The following is an 18,121-nucleotide window of genomic DNA, read 5'->3' as shown; positions in this document are numbered from 1 at the left end:
TTGCGCATGAGGCAGTCGATGGGACGTGTCGGCTCTTGTTACGATAATGCTGCTGCGGAAAGCTGGTTCGCTGTCCTCAAAGCGGAGATCGGAACGACCGTCTGGGAGACCCGCGAGGCCGCCAGGGCCGACGTCTTCCGTTACATCGAGATCGAATACAACCGCAGCCGACTCCGCAGACACCCCGAGTACGGGTACGTCACCCCACTCGAAACGAGAACCTTGCTCAGGCAAGACCTCACCCCCGCAGCGTAAACACCCGCTGTCCAGGACCCGGGGGGAACTTCACCCGTCGTGGGGACCGTTTTGCGTACGACCGCCCAGAGGGTGCGGCCGTTCAGGCTGGTGGCGACGAGGCCGAACCGATCGGCCTCGGCCACCACTTCCAGGACCTCCCGCCATGACTCGGCGGAGAGCGACTTCGGCACCTCCGCTTCGACCGACGTGTGCCGGGCGTGCTCCTCCAAGCGCGCGAGGAGCCCGACAGCGGTCAGCCGGGCAGCGATGGCCGCCGCGCTGACTCCCGAGGTGGGCACAGGACAGCCTCCGTCACTGACAATCACTTTCAGTGAAGCTAGTTAACTAGATTAGAGCTAGTGGACTAGATTTTCCATATGCCTGAGCAGCCGCCCTATCTCCGCATCGCCGACGAACTCCGGCAGCGCGTCGCGGAGCACGTCTGGGAGCCGGGGGACCGCCTCCCCTCCCGCGCCCAGATCGGCCAGGAGTACGACGTGGGCGAGAACGTGGTGCGACGGGCCCAGGAGTTGCTGATCTCCCAGGGCGTGCTGGAGGGCCGCGCCGGTTCCGGCACGTATGTCGCCGAGCCCAGACAGCGCGTGCGAGTCGTCCGCTCGATGGCGCGCGAGCAGCGCGACGGGTCCCCGTTCCGCGCGGACATGAAGGCCGTCGGCAGGCAGGGCGATTGGGAGAGCAGGACCGACGCCAAGGTGCCGCCCCCGACGGAGATCGCGGCGCGTCTCGGCATCGCCGAGGGCGAGTTGTGTGTGCGGACGGCATACGAATTCCTGGCGAACGGCAGGCCGGTGCAACTGTCGACGAGCTGGGAGCCGTACGACCTCACCGCGGGCACACTCGTCGTCCTCCCTGAGGGAGGGCCTCACGCCGGGGCCGGAGTCGTGAACCGGATGGCCGCGATCGGCATCATCGTCAGCCACGCCGTCGAGCAGCCTGAGCCGAGGACGGCCACGGCCGAGGAAGCCTCACTCCTGGGCATCCAAAAGGCCGCACTCGTCACGCACATCCGGCGGACGTACTACAGCGACCAGGGACGGCCGGTCGAGACTGCGGACATCGTGGTGCCAGTCTCGTTGTGCGAGATCGTCTACGAGATCCCGATCAATCGCTAATCAGTCGCCCCCAACACTTCACGGCGGGCATCATGACGCGCGTGGGGATCGATGTGGAACTGCACTCTGCTCGGCCGGCACGCGGCTGGAAGAAGGCGCGTGCGACGTTCCTTCAAGGGTGCTACGGGCACGCGGAAGCGTTGGCCGACGCGCTGGGGTCGCTTCACTATCTCGGCGTCCCCAGCCGGCTTACCGCCGTCGACCTCTACGGGGACACGGTGATGAACGAACAGGAAGCCGCAGCAGCCCTCAGCGAGTTGCCCGGCTTGAGGGAGCTGTGCGCGGACGAGCGACAACGCGCGGCACTGGATGATCTCGCAGCGGTACTGGAACAGTGCGCGGCCACCCCGGGTAGCTACGTATGGCTCGCGGGCGACTGAGGTGCAGATGCCAGCGTCACAGCGTTTCCCACGAAGGACCGTGCCAACCTGAGCGGTCAGGCCTTTTGTAATCTTGTGAGAGAGATGAGGGGAGAGGCAAATGAGTCGCCGCAGAGAGACCCGTAAGGTCGCCGCAGTCGTGACCGCGACTGTGCGTGAGTGGAGCGACGAGGAGGGCTGGGGTGTCCTCGACTCGCCTCAGACTCCCGGAGGGTGCTTCGGCCACTACGCCGACATTCAGGCGCCCGGCTTTCGCACGCTGTCATCAGGGCAGCAGGTCGATCTCATCTGGGAGGCACCCGGATTCAAGCAGGACGGGTACGACTACCGCGCGGTAAGCATCGTCCCCCGCCCCGTCTGACATCCACGGCTGACATCAACGAGGCCGGACGGCGGCATACGGCAGCACCCCCGAACGACCGCTGGACCAGCCGTCGACGGCGCCCGGGGCGGGTGCAGATCGAACTCCTAAAGCGGGTGTCGCAGGTTCGAATCCTGCCGGGGGCACCAGGGAAAAGGCCCCGGACCGATCATGGTCCGGGGCCTTTGACGGCGAAGTTTGACGGCAAGCGCGGCTCGCTAGCTACCCCTGACGCTGCCTGCACGCTCGGAGCTCTGAGCTGCATCGTGCACAGTGAGCTGCCCTGCGGTGCCAGGCTCCCATCTCGGTTGCCTCAAATGGTCATGAGCGTGAGGCGACCGAGAGAAGAATGCGGGGACGGCCAGCTGCTCATGCCTGGCCACTGTGCGGCACGGGGGTGGGTGTGAAGGAAGATTGGTACGGCACGTCAACTTCCGGCGGTACTGATCGCGTCGGCGTACTGCAGCGAGCCTTACGCTCCCCCGTCGGAGCCACTCTGGTAGTAGGCCTTGCGTGCGCCTTCGCGGCGATGCTGATCACCTTGCTTTTCGGTGATGGTACGCCTACGACCCAGCCGAAGCCCCCTCCGACGTCTATCACGAAAGAGCCCACTGGAGACCCCCTGGCGACCCCGAAACAGACGATGTTCCTGGAGGACGTCAGCAACGACAGGAAGACTCTGGTGCCGGGAGGCTTCTTGTTTCCCGATTCCGCTAGCTCCGCCGTGGGGGGATCAACAAGTGTCTCGGTGGAGCTTTGGATGGATGGAAAGAGCGTTGGCCATACCGGCCCATCGGTGTCTCCACCTGCGGGCAGCGAGATCCGTCATATCCCCGTGGGCGGTGTCGAGGGAGCGTCCCTGACCTCGCTTAGCAGTGAGGTCAAGATCCGGCCGCTCTTCGACTCCAGCGTGAAGCAGATAGTCACGCAGCCCACGGACTCGGCGGTATGGGAGTGGGCAGTCAGCGCGACCGAGCCGGGCACATACAAGTTCGTGCTGCGAATCACCACGTATCAAGGAGAGTCGAACCGAGCCCTGGCAACATCTCATCCCGTTACGATCTTTTTCCATGTGACGAATACTGTTTCTCACAGGGTGAGTTGGGTGCGCGGTGAGCTTGTGGCGTGGGGTGGCGTTGCGGCAGCCGTCGTCGCTCTTCTAGCGTTTAGGACCCCGCTGCTGGCCTTTGCGCGGGCTCGGCGGGACTCGGTGCTGGAACGGCGGCGTCGGGGCGGTGACGGGTACATGTAGCCGCGCGACTTTGTAAGACTTCCTCCAGGTGCCGCACCAACTCCGGCATCATGTTCCTGGCTGCCAGCGCTGGCAGCCAGGAAAGGGCCGGCTCAGGAGAAATTTTCTCCCGGCTGGCCCTTTGTCGTTTCCGACTCCGTGCCACTCGCGTGCCACAACGCCCTGAGCTGCCTTATGGCACTCCCCCGCCGTGCCCAGCATGTGGAGGTGGACGACATACAGGTTCCCGACTCCCCGGTGGCCCTGCAATCCGCTGCCTACGCCGCTCGCATGTCTTTGGCTGACCATGTCCGAGCGAGCGGTCCGGTCCGCGACTGGACCGACGGGACGCGGGCCGAGGCAGCCCGGCTCCAGCAGACACTCGAGTCGGTGGAGACCGCCCTTCAGGAAGCCTTCGAAGCGAGCGACTTGCTGCGGGTACACAGCGGACGCTCCCTGCGCCTGTCCCTCATGAGGGCAACGGCCCTCCTGCTCCCCTCACTTGGAGCTCGTAGCAGAATCATGGGTGGGCCTTCTTGAGGCGTCGCCAGCAGGTGAGGCTGCATGCCAGGGAGACGAAGGCGTCGTGGAGTTCGAGGCGTCGTTCCCATCGGATGGCGAGGCGTTTGAACTGGTGGAGGAGGGCGAAGGCCTGCTCCACGACGTATCGGAGTTTGTGAAGCTCCGCCTGTCGTTCGCGAAGTTCAGCTGTGTGGCGTGCCTGCTACCGGTTGGCCGCGAGAAAGTCCTCCAGGATCTCGACAAACCGCGCCGGCTGCTCCTCGGCCGGGTAATGGCCGCAGTCGTCGAGGACGACCCCCGTGACGTCGTCGGCCGCCAGCCCCATCGTCTGGGCGGCATTCGCGCCGCTCCACAGCGCGCCGCCGAGGGCGAGCACCGGCAGCGTCAGCCGGGTCTTGCTGCGCTGCTCGTTCTGCGCGATCGTCTCGTCCAGCGCCCGGTAGTACGCGAAGCTCGCCCGCAGCGCGCGAGGATCCGCGGTGATCGCGTCGACGTAGACGTCGACGGCGTACGCGGGGATCGCGGTCCGCGTGGCGGCCTTGGTGGCGAACTGCCAGCCGAAGAAGAGCCGCTCCCGTCCCCGGACCAGTTCCTCGTTGAGGTCGGTGAGCCGGTTGAAGCCGAACTGCCAGAGCTTCAGGTTGACCGCGTCCGGGCCGAAGACCGGCGGGGACGGCGTGAGACCTGGGATCACTGCTTCGAGGACGGCGAGCCGGCCCACCCGCTCGGGGTGATCGGCGGCGAGGGCGTATCCGGTCCACGTACCGATGTCGTGGCCGACCACGTCGAACCGGTCGTGCCCGAGCTCGGCCATCAACGCGACCAGATCGGCGGCCAGCGTGCCGGCGTCGTACCCGTCGTCGGGCTTGTCGGAGAGCCCGGCCCCGCGCGAGTCGACGGCGACGACGGTGTGCTGTCGGGCGAGCGCGGGCATCACCTCCCGCCAGGCGTACCAGGTCTGGGGCCACCCGCCGATCAGCAGCAGCGCCGGGCCGTCCCCACCGGTGACCGCGTGCAGCCGCAGTCCGTTCACCTCCACGAGCCGGCTGGTGAAGACGTCAAGGAATCCGTCAGGCAGCCGCAGCGAACTCAAGCTTGTCATGCCAACGACCATACACATCTTTGAACGATCGGTACAAGATGTGTAGACTGACGGACCATGGCAGGCCGCAAGCAATTTGACGTGGACGAGGCGCTACGACGTGCGATGCACGTCTTCTGGCGCTGGGGTTATTCGGAGGCCTCGATCGATCGCCTGGCCGAGGGCACGGGCCTGGGCCGGGGCTCGCTCTACGGCACCTTCGGCGACAAGAGCGCCCTCTTCCGCAAAAGCCTCCAACGGTACGCGCAGACCTACCACCCGCTGTACGAGCAGGCACTGTCCGGCCCCCACCCGAGCCCGAGAGCCGTCGTGGCCGCCTTCCTGCAGGTCGCCCTGAACCGTATCGCCGACCCGACGGTCCCGGATGGCTGCCTGCTCACAGTGTCGGCAACGCAGTTCCCGGCGCTTGACCCGGAGGGACGGGCGATGGTCCGCGCCATGATCGACGGTTTGCGGGCGATGCTGGAGCAGGCGTTGCTGGCGGCGGGGGCCGGTGAGCAGGAGGCTGCAGAGCTGGCGTTGTGCACGCTGGCGACGAACAAATCTCTGGCAGTGCTGAGCCGCGCCGGCTTCTCGGGCGAAGACCTGGCAACCGTCGCGGCAGCCGCCGCAAAGAATGCCAAGGCTCCGCCGAACCGGCCGGCCGAACCGTCGGGGCCGCGATAGGCGGGAACGACTATGTCGCCAATGGATCTGCGGAGACCTTGGGGCAGCCGGCGGCTCGGCAGGAAGTGACTCGGCCAGCCCTCATAGGGGCTGAGCCGACCCTGGCGACGAAATCGTCCCACCGGGGGAAGAGGCTGACCTGAGCCGCCTCGGTCTTCGGGCACTTGAGGGCCGACGGCAGACGGCAGACGGGATGGGAGCTGAGGAGGGTGGCGGTTTGAGGAATCGTGGAACTCGACCGCCGGGTTCACAAGAATGAGGACCCCGTGACGACGCTGCGTCTGCTGTCGGACGTACAAGACACGGAAACAGGGTCCGTCATCAACGCCACGAGCAGCCGCAGCCAGTCACGCCGCACCCGCGGTGCGCGGGTGGGTAACCTCTGGGGTCAGCTTGACACTCCGACAGGTGGTCGAAGGGCAGGGGGCCATGGGGGTTGAGACGCGGGGCAGGTCGGTGGCGGAGTCGGAAAGAGATCCGAGTTTGCTGCCGGTGCTCGGGGTGTTCATCGCGCTGGGCGCGGTGCTGGAACGCTGCCTGTCGCTGCTCGACGGACCGAAGACGTACATACTCTGCGATGACCTTGTCGAGCTGTCCAAAGAACTCGACCGGGAAGCAAGTGTGAACCGGTGGCTCCTGCTGGCCGGCCTGGTGCTGTCCGCGGCAGCACTGGTCGTCTCACGTGTACGCCACTGGCGGGCTCTCCCCTTGCTGACGCTGTCTGCGGTTCTGGCCTTGGTGGTTCTGGCGGACGGTTACGCGGCGCGCGTGGATGCCGTCGCCTCGCAGATCTCGACATCCCAGACCTGCGACGAACCCACGAACCCGTACAACACCTCGCGGGGCTGGTTCAACTGGAGTCCGCTCGGCCCGTGATCTGCCAGGTCCTGACCGAACCCCCAAGGCGGTGACCCGCTGCGCGGCGTGCAGTGCAGCAGCGAAGTACAGCGACCGCTGCCGACCGGCCTCATCCCCAGAGTGACTCAGCCGTTTTCCGCGACCAGCGGAACTGCACCCCCGCTCTACCGGCGGCGCACTCGATCAGACCGGACGGCGGTCTTGGACCGTTGCTCATCAGGGCTATGACCTGCGATGATCCGAGGCCGATCCATGATCACGGGGGAGTCCGGGCATGCAACCTCTGAGGCCAGGCAGTCCCAATACCGCGTCCTTTCGGAAGACGAAACGACCGCGTACTTCCCTGCTGGCCGCGCTCGCCATCACCGCCATCTCCGTTACGGGGTGCGGCAGTTCCGACGATGAAGGACTGCCGGTGCGGGTGGTCAATGAGTCGGCATGGGATGCCCACGTGGTCGGTTGTCCGCTGTGCGGAAAGAGCAGTGTTCTGCTCGAGGGGGATCCCGACCGAACGCCGGGCGAGAGCGGCGGTCAATACTTTGGGTGGTTCGAAAAACGCCCTTGGCCTGTGACGTACAAGATTGTCGTCCGAGGCGTGGAGTCGGTTTGCCCGGTCATCGACCCGGAGCCCGGCAAGACGGAGGACCCGGACAGCGTGGGCACCCGTGACGTCATCTACCTAGTGGACGAGACCGGGAAATGCATCGCGGGCCCAGGGGACATGGACGCCTTCTGACGTCAGCGGCCGGCACCAACAAGGACGAACAGTGGCGGTCGAGGCCGGATCGGGTCGAAGCCGGATCGGGTCGAGGCCGGCTCGCTGCTCGTCTGGATCACCGGTGTCCGCCCCTGGCACGGCAGCAGCCTCCTGGCGTGCCGCGCGCACGGTCGCGTCGAGTCCGGCGGCAACCTACCGCCGGCACTCCTCGTGAGAAGCCGTTGTCGTACCTGGTGCCGTCTCGGCGCACGATCCGCCGCAGCTTCTAGCGGCTGCGGCGGCGGCCCTTGGAGCGGCGAGGGTAGGGGAAGAGCCGCGGGCGGCGCTTGGCAGCCACGTCCTCGATCCAGCCGAAGAGCAGGATCGCCAGGCAGATCAGCGGAACGGCGATCACCAGCGGGGTCCACTGGCTCGCCAGCAGCCACTGCGCGTGGTCGTAGAAGAAGCTGTTGCTCCACAGCGGGTCGATCAGTGGCTCGGTCAGCACCAGTGCGAAGGAGTGCCACAGGTAGACGGTGACCGCGCGGGAGTTGAGCAGCGTGATCACGCCGTTGAACCGCTCCAGCGGTTTGGGCCACTGCTCCCAGGACGGACTCAGGTGGAGCAGCAGCAGCACCGCGCCGAAGGACCAGATGGCCTGGGCGACCGGTACCGCTTCCAGGTCGTGTCCGATCCGCGGGTTGTCCACGGGTGACTGCATGAGCCACCAGTAGCCGAACATGAGCACCAGCGGTGCGATGGACGGCACGATGTACTGCGGGATCCTGCGGAGCAGCCCTTCCTGGTGGGCCATGCCGAGCAGCCAGCAGGAGCCGAAGGTGGTGAAGTCGGTGACGGTTTCCATCAGCCGTCCGGACTGGTCGACCAGTCCGGAGTTGATGAAGACCGCGAGCGCCAGCGGCACCAGCAGGGTGACCCAGGGCAGCTTCCGCATCGCCTTGAGCATGAGCGGCGACAGCAGTACGTACCAGAGGTAGGCGCGCAGGTACCACAGCGGCACACAGATCTGTTCGGCCCAGGAACTCGGCAGGTGTCCGCCGAAGGTGTGCAGCGAGGCCCCGAACGGCGGCTCGCTGAACGGCAGGATCCAGTACGCCAGGTCGCCCCACCACCAGTTGGGGTGATGGCCGACGTCGGGCCTCCAGCCTTCCAGGAGCATCAGCGGCACCACGACCGCGCCGAACAGCCACATCGGCGGCAGCAGACGGCGCAGCCGGCCGCGGATCACGCTCAGCGCCGGCCGGTTGAGGGACCGCACCATCAGCGACCCTGCCAGCGCGAACATGACGCCCATGGAGGGGAAGACGATCGGCAGCCAGTTCCAGCTGAAGTTGTGGTAGACCACCACGCGGACCAGGGCAAGTGCCCGCAGGAGGTCGAGGTAGCGGTCGCGGCCGGGCTTGTGCGCGGCCACCGGGGCGGCTTCCTCGGGCTGCGGGGCGCGCGGCGCGGGAATCACGGCAGGGTCCATCACCCGCAGGGCCATGGTCTCGGAAGAGTTCCGGGTGCCGAAGGCACCTCGTTCCGCGGTACTCATGAAGACGTCGCCCCCGTTGTGACCTGAAGCCCGACCTCACCGGTGCGCTTCAGCTTCTGCCAGCGCAACCGGCCCCCGGTCAGCGCGGTGATGGTGGACTGCAGCAGCACCATGTACATGAGCACCCGGTAGACCACCTGCTGGGCCGGCAGCGTGATCAGATGCCACGCCTTCTCCTTGTCGAGGTGGAAGGACCACCAGGCGCAGACGGCCTGCAGGGTCATCACCGCGAACCAGGCGGCCAGGGTCCTGTACGCGTCGACGAAGACCACGCCGTAGACCATGCCGATGTCGATGGCGGGTGCGAGCAGCGGGGTGACCACCATGAACAGGGCGACGAACGGCAGACCCACCCGGCCGAAGTGGCCGGCCGCGCCGCGCTCCAGCACCGAGTGCCGGTGCTTCCACATCGCCTGCATGGTGCCGTAGCTCCAGCGGTACCGCTGCGACCACAGCTGCTTCATGCTGACGGGCGCCTCGGTCCAGGCCCGGGCGTTCTCGGCGTAGACGACCCTCCAGCCGGCCCGGTGCAGGGCCATGGTCACGTCGGTGTCCTCGGCGAGCGTGTCGTCGCTCATCCCGCCCGCCTGCTCCAGCGCCGAACGGCGGAAGCCGCCCACGGCGCCGGGGATGGTCGGCATGCAGTTGAGCACGTCGTACATCCGGCGGTCGAGGTTGAAGCCCATCACGTACTCGATGTGCTGCCAGGCGCCGATCAGCGTGTCGCGGTTGCCGACCTTGGCGTTGCCGGCGACCGCGCCGACGCGCGGGTCGCCGAAGGGCTGCACCAACTCGCGGACGGTGGACGGTTCGAAGACCGTGTCGCCGTCCATCATGACGATCAGGTCGTACGAGGCGGCGGCCACACCGGTGTTGAGGGCGGTCGGCTTGCCGCTGTTCGGCTGCCGGATCAGCCGCACCATCGGCAGGTCGAGCTCCTCCACGATTGCGGACGTGTCGTCGGTCGACCCGTCGTCGACCACGATCACTTCGATGGGGTAGTCGCTTGCCGCCAGGGAAAGCAGGGTGTTGGTGATGCACTCCTGCTCGTTGTACGCGGGTACCACCACGGTGACCGGTTCGGTGACCGGGTCGCCCCAGGAGAAGTCCTTCTTGCGGGTGCGCCGCACGTGGACGGCCGAGAGCACCAGCATCAGCGCGAAGCGCAGCATGACCAGTACACCGACGACGGCGAGCAGGCCGACCAGCCACGGCAGCAGCCCCACCGAGAAGGTGGTGCACCACAGGAACGCCTTGCCGACCCACAGGCTGTAGTTGCCGACCTTGGTGTTGGCGGAGCCGGTGCCGAGCGCCTCGGCGGTGGTCTTGAAGGTGTAACCCTGGGCCTTGAGCTTGTCGATGATGACCGGCAGCGCGGCCAGCGTCTGCGCCCGGTTGCCGCCCGCGTCGTGCAGCAGGATCATCTCGCCCTGGCCGGGGAGGTCGGGCATGGCGGACTTGACGATGGAGTCGACGCCGGGACGCTTCCAGTCGTCGGTGTCCTTGTCGATGAAGACGGTCAGGTAGCCCTCCGACCCTGCCTGCTTGGCCACCGGCCACGACCAGTCGTCCAGCGCGTCCACGGTGGAGGAGTAGGGCGGGCGGAACAGGCTGGAGTGGATGCCGGCGACGCCGGCCAGCGCGAGCTGGGTCTCGCCCAGCTCCCAGGTGAGCCGGCTGCCGGAGTGCAGCGCGAGGTCGGGGTGGGTGAAGGTGTGCAGACCGATCTCATGGCCGTCGGCCACGATCTGGCGGATCAGCGCCGGGTTGCGGGTGACCATCGAGCCGGTGACGAAGAAGTCGGCGCGGACGTTCTCCTCCTTCAGCACCTTGAGGACCTTCGGCGTCCACTGAGCTGACGGCCCGTCGTCGAAGGAGAGGACGACGGTCTTGTCCGGGATCGTGTAGCTGACCGGCTTGCTGTTCTTGCCGCCGCGTGCGTCGACGACCGGGCCGCCCTCCAGCACGCTGGTCGGGACGGTGCCCTTGTCCACCGAGATGGCGATGCGCTCGTCGTGGAAGACCTCGTTGTTCGCCATGCCCCGAAGCACCATCAGCGCCAGCAGGGTCGCCAGTACGGTCACCGGCAGAAAGAAGCGCAGAGGAGGTGCGGCGAGTCGGCGCGGCCGCGCGATGGACTGCCGGGGGCGTTGGTGCCGGGTGCGGGACATGGACTTCCTGGTCGATCGCGTCCGGCTACTGCGCGGTGACGTCGGACACGGAGCTTGACGCTGCCGTACCGGCCGCAGGGGTAGCGGTGACTGACGCGGTGGCGTCGGACACGGAGCTTGACGCTGCCGTACCGGCCGCCGGGGTAGCGGTGACTGACGCGGTGACATCGGACACGGAGCTTGACGCTGCCGTACCGGCCGCCGGCGTGGCGGTGACTGACGCGGTGGCGTCGGATGCGGCCGCTGGGGCGGTGGTGCTCTTTCCGGGCTTGGCGGCGCCGGGAGCCGCGGGCAGCGGCGCGTTCAGGTACTGGCTGGGCGGTGTGGTGTTCGCGGTGCCGGGGACCATGAGCGCGGGCGCCTGCGAGTGGGTTCCGATCAGGCCGGAGATCATCGCCACCACGAACCCGGTGCAGATGATGCCCAACAGCCAGCCGAGACCGCGCAGACGGCGGCCGCGCAGACCGGACTGGTCCACAAAGACGGGAGCCGACTCGACCTCCGTGGAGGCACTGGTCATCGACAGCCTCGAGCTTCCTTCATCGTTGCCAGCTCGGCGCTGCCAAAAGTAGTGAGTAGTGCGGAAAAAAATGATCAATGTGCGAGGAAAGGGAGATTATCCGACCCACCCTCGATCTTGTAACAAGATTAGTATGAAGATTCGGTGAATGTCACGCGGGTCTCGTAGAGTTCCGGCGAAGTAGCTTGCCTTCTGCTTGAACGGACCTTCACCCATGGCCATACCCCGCCGCCGCAGCCGCCTGACGCTCGCCGCGACCCTCATGGTCGCCGTCGCGTTCCTGGTGAATGCCTGCGGCGGCGCGGCAAGCGAGGGCGGCGTCAAGGCGGGTACGGCCACCGTCCCGGCCGCGCGCTTCCAGGTCTCGTCCATGCTCAGGCCGTCCGGCCGCGCGCTGGGCGTTGTCGACGACAAGACACCCTGGCAGTACGGCATCGTCACCGCCTTCACCAAAGAGGCCGGGCGGGCCCCCGACATCCGCGAGTACTACAGCTCCTGGGGCGACGACTTCGACGCGGAGGGCAACACCTTCCTGTGGCGGCACGGCCAGCTGCCCATGATGGCGCTGGTGCCCTCCGCCATCTCGCTCGCCGACATCGCCAAGGGCAAGGACGACGCCTACATCCGCCGACTGGCGGGCCAGATCGCCGCCTACGACGGCCCATTGGCCCTCTCCTTCGCCGGCGAGATGAACGGTCCGTGGAACTCCTGGGGTCCCAAGCACACCAAGCCCGCCGACTTCGTCGCGTCATGGAAACACGTGCACGACATCTTCACCGCGCAGGGCGTCACCAACGTGATCTGGGTGTGGACTCCGCACGTGGTCGACTCGGGCACCACCGCCAAACTGCGTCCCTACTACCCGGGCAACGCCTACGTCGACTGGGTCGGCCTCATCGGCTACTACGGGCCGATCGACGGCGTCGCCTTCTCCAGCCTGTTCACCCCCACCCTGCGCCAGATCTCGGGCTTCTCCGGCAAACCGGTGCTGATCGCGGAAACCGGAGTGGCGGAGAGCGAAGGCAAGGAGGCGCACATCCGTGACCTGTTCCGGGGCGCCACGAAAGCCGGCGTCATCGGGCTCGTCTGGTACGACCAGCGCAAGGACTGGCCGGGCGGCAGGCAGCTGATGGACTGGCGGATCAGCACCTCGGTGGGTGCGCTGGCCGCGTTCCAGGTGGAGTCGGCCCGGAGCAGCTTCGGTCATTCGTTCAAAAACGGCTGATCCAGAGCAAGCAGGGGAAGCCGGGCGCAAGCCCGCAAGGAACGACATTTATCATGGCGCATCACTGCGGCTGGCGCTCGCGGATGCCCGACCAGGGGAGATCACGGAGATGACGACGGAATCGTCGCCGGGCCAGGGGGCTCCGCAGGAGGAGCACGGCTGGGCCTTCCGGCCCCGCCAGTCGGCTGCCCGCCCGCAGCCGTACCGGGAACAGCAGCAGACGGAGCCGGACCTGCCGTGGGACGTCCGATCGCCGGCCGAGCCGCACGGCAGATCCTCCGGCACGCGGTGGGATGCCACCATGCCGCTGCGGTTTCCCGAGCCCGGCGCCGACGCCCACGAGGCCATGCGCGGCCCCCGCGCCGACACCCACGAGGCCATGCCCGAGCCGGGGCGCCGGATACCCCCGCACACCCGGCGCGGCAACGGACCGGCGGACCAGGAGTCCGGATACCCGTCAGCGGCGACCGCCGTCCTCGACCGGGCGGCCCTCCGCCGCCCCGAGCCTGTCGCCGCGCAGCCGCAGCCCCCTGCGGGCGCGGGCGGCAAACGGGCCGGGAAGACCAAGTGGGTGGGCAGGACCGCGCTCGCCCTTGCCGTCCTCGCCGCAGGCGGGGCCGCCGTCGTGCTCAAGCAGGAGGACGACGCCACCGTTGCCTCGAGGCAGCTGACGCAGGCGTGGCAGATACCGGCGCCCGCCACCGACGACGCGCTGATCGGCAGCTGGCTCACCGACAAGCTGCTCGTCCGGGCCGGCAGCCGAGGCGGCCTGCGGGCCTACGACCTCACCGACGGCAAGCAGGTGTGGCGCGCCGCGTCCTTCGCCGGCGCCGCCAAGCTCGGCACCGTCCCCTGCGCGATGTCGCCGACGCTCAGCGCCCGCGGCATCGGCACGGTCGCCTTCGGCAAGGACGGCAGCACCTGCACCTGGCTGGCCGGCGTCAAGGCGTCCACCGGCAAGATCCTCTGGTCCATGCCGCTGACCAGCACCAAGCACCGTTCGGCGGCGACCGCCGCGACCTACCTGCAGGGCGATGTCGCGACCATCGTCAGCGAGAACTTCCTCGGCGGTGTGGACGTCCGCACGGGCAGCCGCGTATGGGGCTACAAGGCCCGCGGTCACTACTGCAACGCCTACGACTGGGGCACCGACGGCGCCGTGCTGGTGGACGACTTCTGCCTCGACCAGAAAACCAGGTTCACCCTCACCGCGTACGACGGCAGGACCGGGAAGGTGATCTGGCGGAAGCCCGAGAGCGCCCACTCGGATGTGACGCACTTCCTGTCCGGCTCTCCGCTGGTCGCCGCCGTCCACACGGCGCGCCAGGACGCCGTGCGGGTTTTCGACACCACCGGGACCGGCCGCAAACTGGCCGTGGGCGACGACGAGCTCACGACCGGCAACAACACCGGCGCCGACCACTCCGTCCGGCTCTACGGCAACGTCCTGGTCACCCCGGCCTCGTCCGCCGGCAGCACGGTGATCGACGGCTTCGACACCACCACCGGCGCCAAACTCTGGACCCAGCGCTCCGCCGCGCTCGCCATCCCCGCGTCCGGCGCGGACGACAAGGTGTACGCCGTCACCACGTCCGACTCCCCGCAGCTCATCACCATCGACCCGCGCACCGGACGCACCACCCCGGTCGCGGGCCTGCCGGTGGGTACCGGCAAGTGGAGCTTCACCTCCGGCACGGTGTACGTCACCTCGGACGGCGACGTGCTGGTACTCAACGCCCTCGGGTCGAACGGCGGCGTGCGGCTCTACCAGTAGGGCCTCTCCCTGATCATGGGGAGGCGTACCAGGCCGGCGTCGGGGGACGCGAGTACGTCCGCGAACCAGGTGCGGGGCAGGACCGGTTCGGCTCGAAGTGACGGACCTCGATCGGGACCGCGGTCACGCCTCAAGGCAGGTGCACTGCGAGCCGCCGTCCTGGACCGGTGGACGGCGCCTCGCCGAGTGACTCGGTCCTGTCGCTTCGTCAGTCGCCGGTTTCCGCGTTGTCGTAGGCGGCGGTCATGGGGACCCAGCCGGCGGGGTTGCGGTACCAGTAGTGCGGTAGCCCCTCGATGCTGGTGGTGCGGAACGGGCGGCCGTGGTCGTCGATGCGCACCGTGCCGGTCCGGCCCTGTGAGGACCAGTCGAGGTCGAGGTACCAGTCGCAGGTGCAGGCCTCGGTGAGCGCGGAGAGCTGCAGGACCTCCGGCTCCTGCAGGGACACCCGGTAGGGGAAGTCGAGCGCGGGGGCCGGCCTGTCCGGGTCGTTGCCGGGCATCGAACGGGCCACGGGTCGGTTCGCGTCGAGGTCCACGGAGAAGTAGCGGGGGATGAGGACGGCGCCGCAGCCTTCGTACATGGAATAGGCGATGCCCCGGCGGGCGTCGGGGGTGGTGCGGTTGACCACGCGCACATGGAGTGCCTCCAGGACGACTGCGGCGGAGCCGCGTCCCTGCACCGAGATCCGCAGATCGGTGGTACGCCCGTGCACCGCCCGCTGGGACGCGGCCCACGCCGCGGCGTCCCCCGGCGTCGGCGGCGGCGGGACCTGTTGCGGCGGCTTGGCGATGACGTAGTTGTGGTCGCATTCGAGTTGCCAGATGTGGGAGTTGGCCGTCCAGGTGAGCGGGGCCGACGGTGGGACCGCGCCGGTGCTCGCCGGGTCCTTCCGCGGGCCGCCGCCGCTGAGCGTGGCCGACGCGGAGGGTTTCGGTGTGGTGTGAGCCGAGGCTTGCGGTGGGACCGCGCCGGTGCTCGCCCGGTTCTTCCGCGGGCCGCCGCCGCTGAGCGTCGCCGACGCGGAGGGTTTCGGTGTGGTGTGAGCCGAGGCCGACAACTCACCGCCGCCAGAGGGGGGTCCGGCAGCGGATGTGGTGAGGCCGGCGAGCGCGACGGCGAGCGAGGCCGCCAGCGCTATCGATCGCACGCGCCGTCGTCGGGGGCCCCCGGCATGGGGCTGCCGGTCGGCCGACGAGGCCGGCCCCGGGTGCGGATCGGCCGACGAGATCGACTCGGGGCACGGATCGGCCGACGAGGCCGGCTCGGGACACGGATCGGCCGACGAGGCCGGCTCGGGACACGGATCGGCCGACGAGATCGACTCGGGGCGCGGATCGGCCGACGAGATCGACTCGGGGCGCCGGACGGCCGGCGAGGTCGGCTCGGGGGCCTCGGCGGCCGGGCTGCTGTGGCTCGCGGATGCGGTCGGTGCCGCGGTGCTCGTGGTGTCGTGGGGCGTCGGCGCCCGCCGGGCATCGGACGGGCGTGGTCGTTGCCGTGCCGCGACTGCCACGATCCACCGGCGGTGCATCTCCACGCGTTCCTCGGAGGAGGCTCCGCAGAGGGCGGCGAACCGCTCGATCCCGGCGAAGTCCAGGGGGACCGTCTCTCCGGCGCAGTAGCGGTGCAGCGTGGAGGCATTCATGCCCAGACGGCGGGCCAGCCCCGCATAGCTGCGGTCCGTGCGCTCCTTCAGACGCGTCAGCAGTAACGCGAACTCCGCTACGTCATCGTGGATTGCATCCATGTGGTCCGTACTCGCATCCATCCGTCGGCCTGTGCAGTCATGTCCCGATCCGGGGCGGCATCCCAGGCACTCCCCGGTACCTGCACGTCAATACGGCTGTGACGGTTCCAGGGTTGCGAGACGTGAGGAGGACCTGGAGGCGTACAGGGAGCGCTTCGGCGGTGAGAGCGAGCGCCTGGGGCGGGCCAGGATGCGGGACGGCCCCGGCGCGCCGTGCGCCGAGGTCCTCCCGTACCCCGACCTGGGCCGGTCCGGGTGTGGGGTTACTTGGTCATCGAGCGGGCGAAGTAGCGGTATTTGGCCGCCAGTCCAACGGTCTTGGGGCCGATGGAGACGACTTGGTTCGTGGTCAGGCCCTTGGTGCCCGACCTGAAGTACCAGAGGTTGCCCTCGTACCAGTTCTCGCTGTCCGTGCCGGTGGCAAGCTCGCTTCGTCCGTCACCGTTCATGTCGAGGAGGGAGACCTGCGAGCCGAACATGTCGTGCGACTCGTTGACTCCCGGCACTCCGGCGGTGTTCTGGTGCCAGGACACGGCGCCGGTCGCGGTCAGTCCCCTGGACGAGCCGCGCAGCACGGTCACCGCGCCGGTCGTGCTGACGCCGGAGATGCTTTCCTGCATCACTCCGATCGCGACGTCGGCGTAGCCGTCGCCGTCGACGTCGCCGGTGTCCAGGCTGTAGCCGAACCGGTCGTACTTCTCGCCGGTGCCGGGCACGCCGACGGTGTCCTGGCTGATGCGCACCGGCTTGCGGGTGGTGCTCACGCCCCCCGCACTGCCGTACTCGACGACGACCGAACCGCCCACGACACCCTTCGGCTGGTACCCCTCCAGCCCGGCACCGAGGACGACGTCCCCGTAGCCGTCACCGTCGACGTCCGCGATGCTCCCCGAGTTGACCATGGTGTAGAACACCTTGGCGGGCCCGAAGCCGTTCTTCGAACCGAGGACCAGGGAGGCGTCGGCCCTGTCGCCGCGTCTTCCCACGGAAAGCAGGTCGGGCACGTGGTCGCCGTTGACGTCCCCGGCCGCCAGACTTCCAGGATCGATCTTCGTGTCCACGACGCTGGTCGAGGCGTTCGTGCCGTCCCGGCCGAACGGGCCCCGGAACAGCCTGGTCTCCTCGCTGCCGTCGCCGCCCACGCTCCCGGCGGCGACGAGGTCGTTCTCGCCGTCGCCGTCGAAGTCGCCCACGATCATCGGGCTGGAGTGCTTCGACGTGAACGAGAGGGGCGTGCGGCCGGACAGTGCCTTGGGGCCGCCCCAGAAGATCGACACCGCCGGGGCCAGGCGGTCGAAGCCCACCACCAGGTCGTCGTAGCCGTCGCCGTCCAGGTCCCCCGTTGCCATCGAGTCGCCGAAGCCGGAGTTGTAGCCTCCGTCGCTGGAACCCGGATTGGCCACCAGCACCTGGTGCCGGGAGGCGCTGAGACCTGTCTTCGTCCCGTACATGACCGCGACGTAGCCGTTCGCCGAGACGGCCAGGTCGCCGTAGCCGTCCCCGTTGAAGTCGGCCGACTTGCCGGCCGCCGGTGCCTTGGAACCCGGCACGGCACCGGCGGGAGCGCCCGCGCCCAGCACGGCCGTACCCAGCGACGCGGCCGTGACGGTGGCCAGCACGGCCAGCTTTCGAACTCTGCTCATACGTCCGCCTTTTCATCCCTCATCAGCCCACGGACATGTGTCGTTCAGATCAGGGCTGCGCCACAGTGACCACCGAAGGTGGCGAACGGTTGTACGACAGGGCGGCGTCGGTAACCGATCCGTCGCCCCAGGCAGAGCCGAGCAGACGCGGCCCTGGCAGCCCCGAGGTGCAGGTGGCCCCGGCTCAACGCCTGTTTCAACCCCTCCACCGGACCCGGCTTCTCCCGAAGGCGCAGGGGAAAGGCCCCGGACCGATCGTGGTTCGGGGCCTTTGGCATCCGCGGTCGACACCC

17 protein-coding genes and 1 pseudogene are annotated in these 18,121 nt (G+C 68.3%); 10 read left to right on the top strand and 8 right to left on the bottom strand.

The window, feature by feature from the left end:
- On the top strand, window positions 1-255 hold a 255-nt coding region (locus ACFYR3_RS24990), incomplete at its 5' end, for an integrase core domain-containing protein (RefSeq protein ID WP_389284760.1).
- 26 nt (window positions 256-281) lie between these two features.
- Here the strand turns inward: ACFYR3_RS24990 and ACFYR3_RS24985 are convergent.
- Window positions 282-536 (bottom strand): annotated as a pseudogene (locus ACFYR3_RS24985) (hypothetical protein); the annotation flags it as partial.
- Window positions 537-614: 78 nt separating this feature from the next.
- On the opposite strand from ACFYR3_RS24985, the gene ACFYR3_RS24980 reads away from it, so the two are divergent.
- The 4 genes from ACFYR3_RS24980 (at window position 615) to ACFYR3_RS24965 (ending at window position 3,363) form a co-directional block, all read left to right on the top strand.
- Window positions 615-1,370, top strand: coding sequence for a GntR family transcriptional regulator (locus ACFYR3_RS24980; protein WP_389284759.1), 756 nt, complete (start codon window positions 615-617; stop codon window positions 1,368-1,370).
- 41 nt (window positions 1,371-1,411) lie between these two features.
- The gene (locus ACFYR3_RS24975) at window positions 1,412-1,750 is read left to right on the top strand and encodes a hypothetical protein (RefSeq protein WP_389284758.1); all 339 of its coding nucleotides are present in this window, start codon (window positions 1,412-1,414) and stop codon (window positions 1,748-1,750) included.
- Window positions 1,751-1,850: 100 nt separating this feature from the next.
- On the top strand, window positions 1,851-2,111 hold the full coding sequence (locus ACFYR3_RS24970) for a cold shock domain-containing protein (RefSeq protein ID WP_389284757.1): 261 nt from the start codon (window positions 1,851-1,853) through the stop codon (window positions 2,109-2,111).
- A gap of 529 nt (window positions 2,112-2,640) precedes the next feature.
- On the top strand, window positions 2,641-3,363 hold the full coding sequence (locus ACFYR3_RS24965) for a hypothetical protein (RefSeq protein ID WP_389284756.1): 723 nt from the start codon (window positions 2,641-2,643) through the stop codon (window positions 3,361-3,363).
- 499 nt (window positions 3,364-3,862) lie between these two features.
- Here the strand turns inward: ACFYR3_RS24965 and ACFYR3_RS24960 are convergent, their stop codons facing one another.
- On the bottom strand, window positions 3,863-4,003 hold the full coding sequence (locus tag ACFYR3_RS24960) for a hypothetical protein (RefSeq protein WP_389284755.1): 141 nt from the start codon (window positions 4,001-4,003) through the stop codon (window positions 3,863-3,865).
- 63 nt (window positions 4,004-4,066) lie between these two features.
- Complete coding sequence (locus ACFYR3_RS24955) at window positions 4,067-4,966, bottom strand: alpha/beta hydrolase (protein WP_355847412.1); 900 nt, start codon at window positions 4,964-4,966, stop codon at window positions 4,067-4,069.
- Window positions 4,967-5,023: 57 nt separating this feature from the next.
- Between ACFYR3_RS24955 and ACFYR3_RS24950 the strand changes: the two genes are divergently transcribed.
- From ACFYR3_RS24950 to ACFYR3_RS24940, 3 genes are all read left to right on the top strand, one after another.
- Window positions 5,024-5,632 (top strand): TetR/AcrR family transcriptional regulator, encoded by a 609-nt coding sequence (locus tag ACFYR3_RS24950; protein WP_355847409.1) that lies wholly within the window; start codon window positions 5,024-5,026, stop codon window positions 5,630-5,632.
- Window positions 5,633-6,040: 408 nt separating this feature from the next.
- A complete protein-coding gene (locus ACFYR3_RS24945; protein WP_355847406.1) occupies window positions 6,041-6,508 on the top strand; it encodes a hypothetical protein in 468 nt (155 codons plus the stop codon).
- A gap of 550 nt (window positions 6,509-7,058) precedes the next feature.
- Window positions 7,059-7,226 (top strand): hypothetical protein, encoded by a 168-nt coding sequence (locus ACFYR3_RS24940; protein ID WP_355847403.1) that lies wholly within the window; start codon window positions 7,059-7,061, stop codon window positions 7,224-7,226.
- Between the two features lie 247 nt (window positions 7,227-7,473).
- Here the strand turns inward: ACFYR3_RS24940 and ACFYR3_RS24935 are convergent, their stop codons facing one another.
- The 3 genes from ACFYR3_RS24935 to ACFYR3_RS24925 are packed head-to-tail and all read right to left on the bottom strand — an operon-like array spanning window position 7,474 to window position 11,436.
- The gene (locus ACFYR3_RS24935; RefSeq protein WP_355847400.1) at window positions 7,474-8,745 is read right to left on the bottom strand and encodes an acyltransferase; all 1,272 of its coding nucleotides are present in this window, start codon (window positions 8,743-8,745) and stop codon (window positions 7,474-7,476) included.
- The gene (locus ACFYR3_RS24930) at window positions 8,742-10,916 is read right to left on the bottom strand and encodes a glycosyltransferase (RefSeq protein ID WP_356780289.1); all 2,175 of its coding nucleotides are present in this window, start codon (window positions 10,914-10,916) and stop codon (window positions 8,742-8,744) included. Before ACFYR3_RS24930 ends, ACFYR3_RS24935 begins: the two co-directional genes overlap by 4 nt.
- A gap of 25 nt (window positions 10,917-10,941) precedes the next feature.
- Window positions 10,942-11,436 (bottom strand): hypothetical protein, encoded by a 495-nt coding sequence (locus ACFYR3_RS24925; RefSeq protein WP_389284754.1) that lies wholly within the window; start codon window positions 11,434-11,436, stop codon window positions 10,942-10,944.
- Between the two features lie 214 nt (window positions 11,437-11,650).
- Between ACFYR3_RS24925 and ACFYR3_RS24920 the strand changes: the two genes are divergently transcribed.
- Entirely contained in the window at window positions 11,651-12,661 is a 1,011-nt protein-coding gene (locus ACFYR3_RS24920; RefSeq protein WP_355847391.1) for a glycosyl hydrolase, read from the top strand.
- A 109-nt stretch (window positions 12,662-12,770) separates the two neighbouring features.
- Complete coding sequence (locus tag ACFYR3_RS24915) at window positions 12,771-14,435, top strand: PQQ-binding-like beta-propeller repeat protein (RefSeq protein ID WP_389284753.1); 1,665 nt, start codon at window positions 12,771-12,773, stop codon at window positions 14,433-14,435.
- Window positions 14,436-14,643: 208 nt separating this feature from the next.
- Here ACFYR3_RS24915 and ACFYR3_RS24910 read toward each other — a convergent pair whose 3' ends face one another.
- Window positions 14,644-16,185, bottom strand: coding sequence for a helix-turn-helix domain-containing protein (locus tag ACFYR3_RS24910; protein WP_389284752.1), 1,542 nt, complete (start codon window positions 16,183-16,185; stop codon window positions 14,644-14,646).
- Between the two features lie 263 nt (window positions 16,186-16,448).
- A complete protein-coding gene (locus ACFYR3_RS24905; RefSeq protein ID WP_389284751.1) occupies window positions 16,449-17,828 on the bottom strand; it encodes an FG-GAP and VCBS repeat-containing protein in 1,380 nt (459 codons plus the stop codon).
- Between the last annotated feature and the right edge of the window lie 293 nt (window positions 17,829-18,121).

Source organism: Streptomyces sp. NPDC005784, assembly GCF_042871525.1.
In the GTDB taxonomy this organism is placed as follows: Bacteria; Actinomycetota; Actinomycetes; order Streptomycetales; family Streptomycetaceae; genus Streptomyces.
This window is presented reverse-complemented; position numbering and strand designations above follow the sequence as displayed.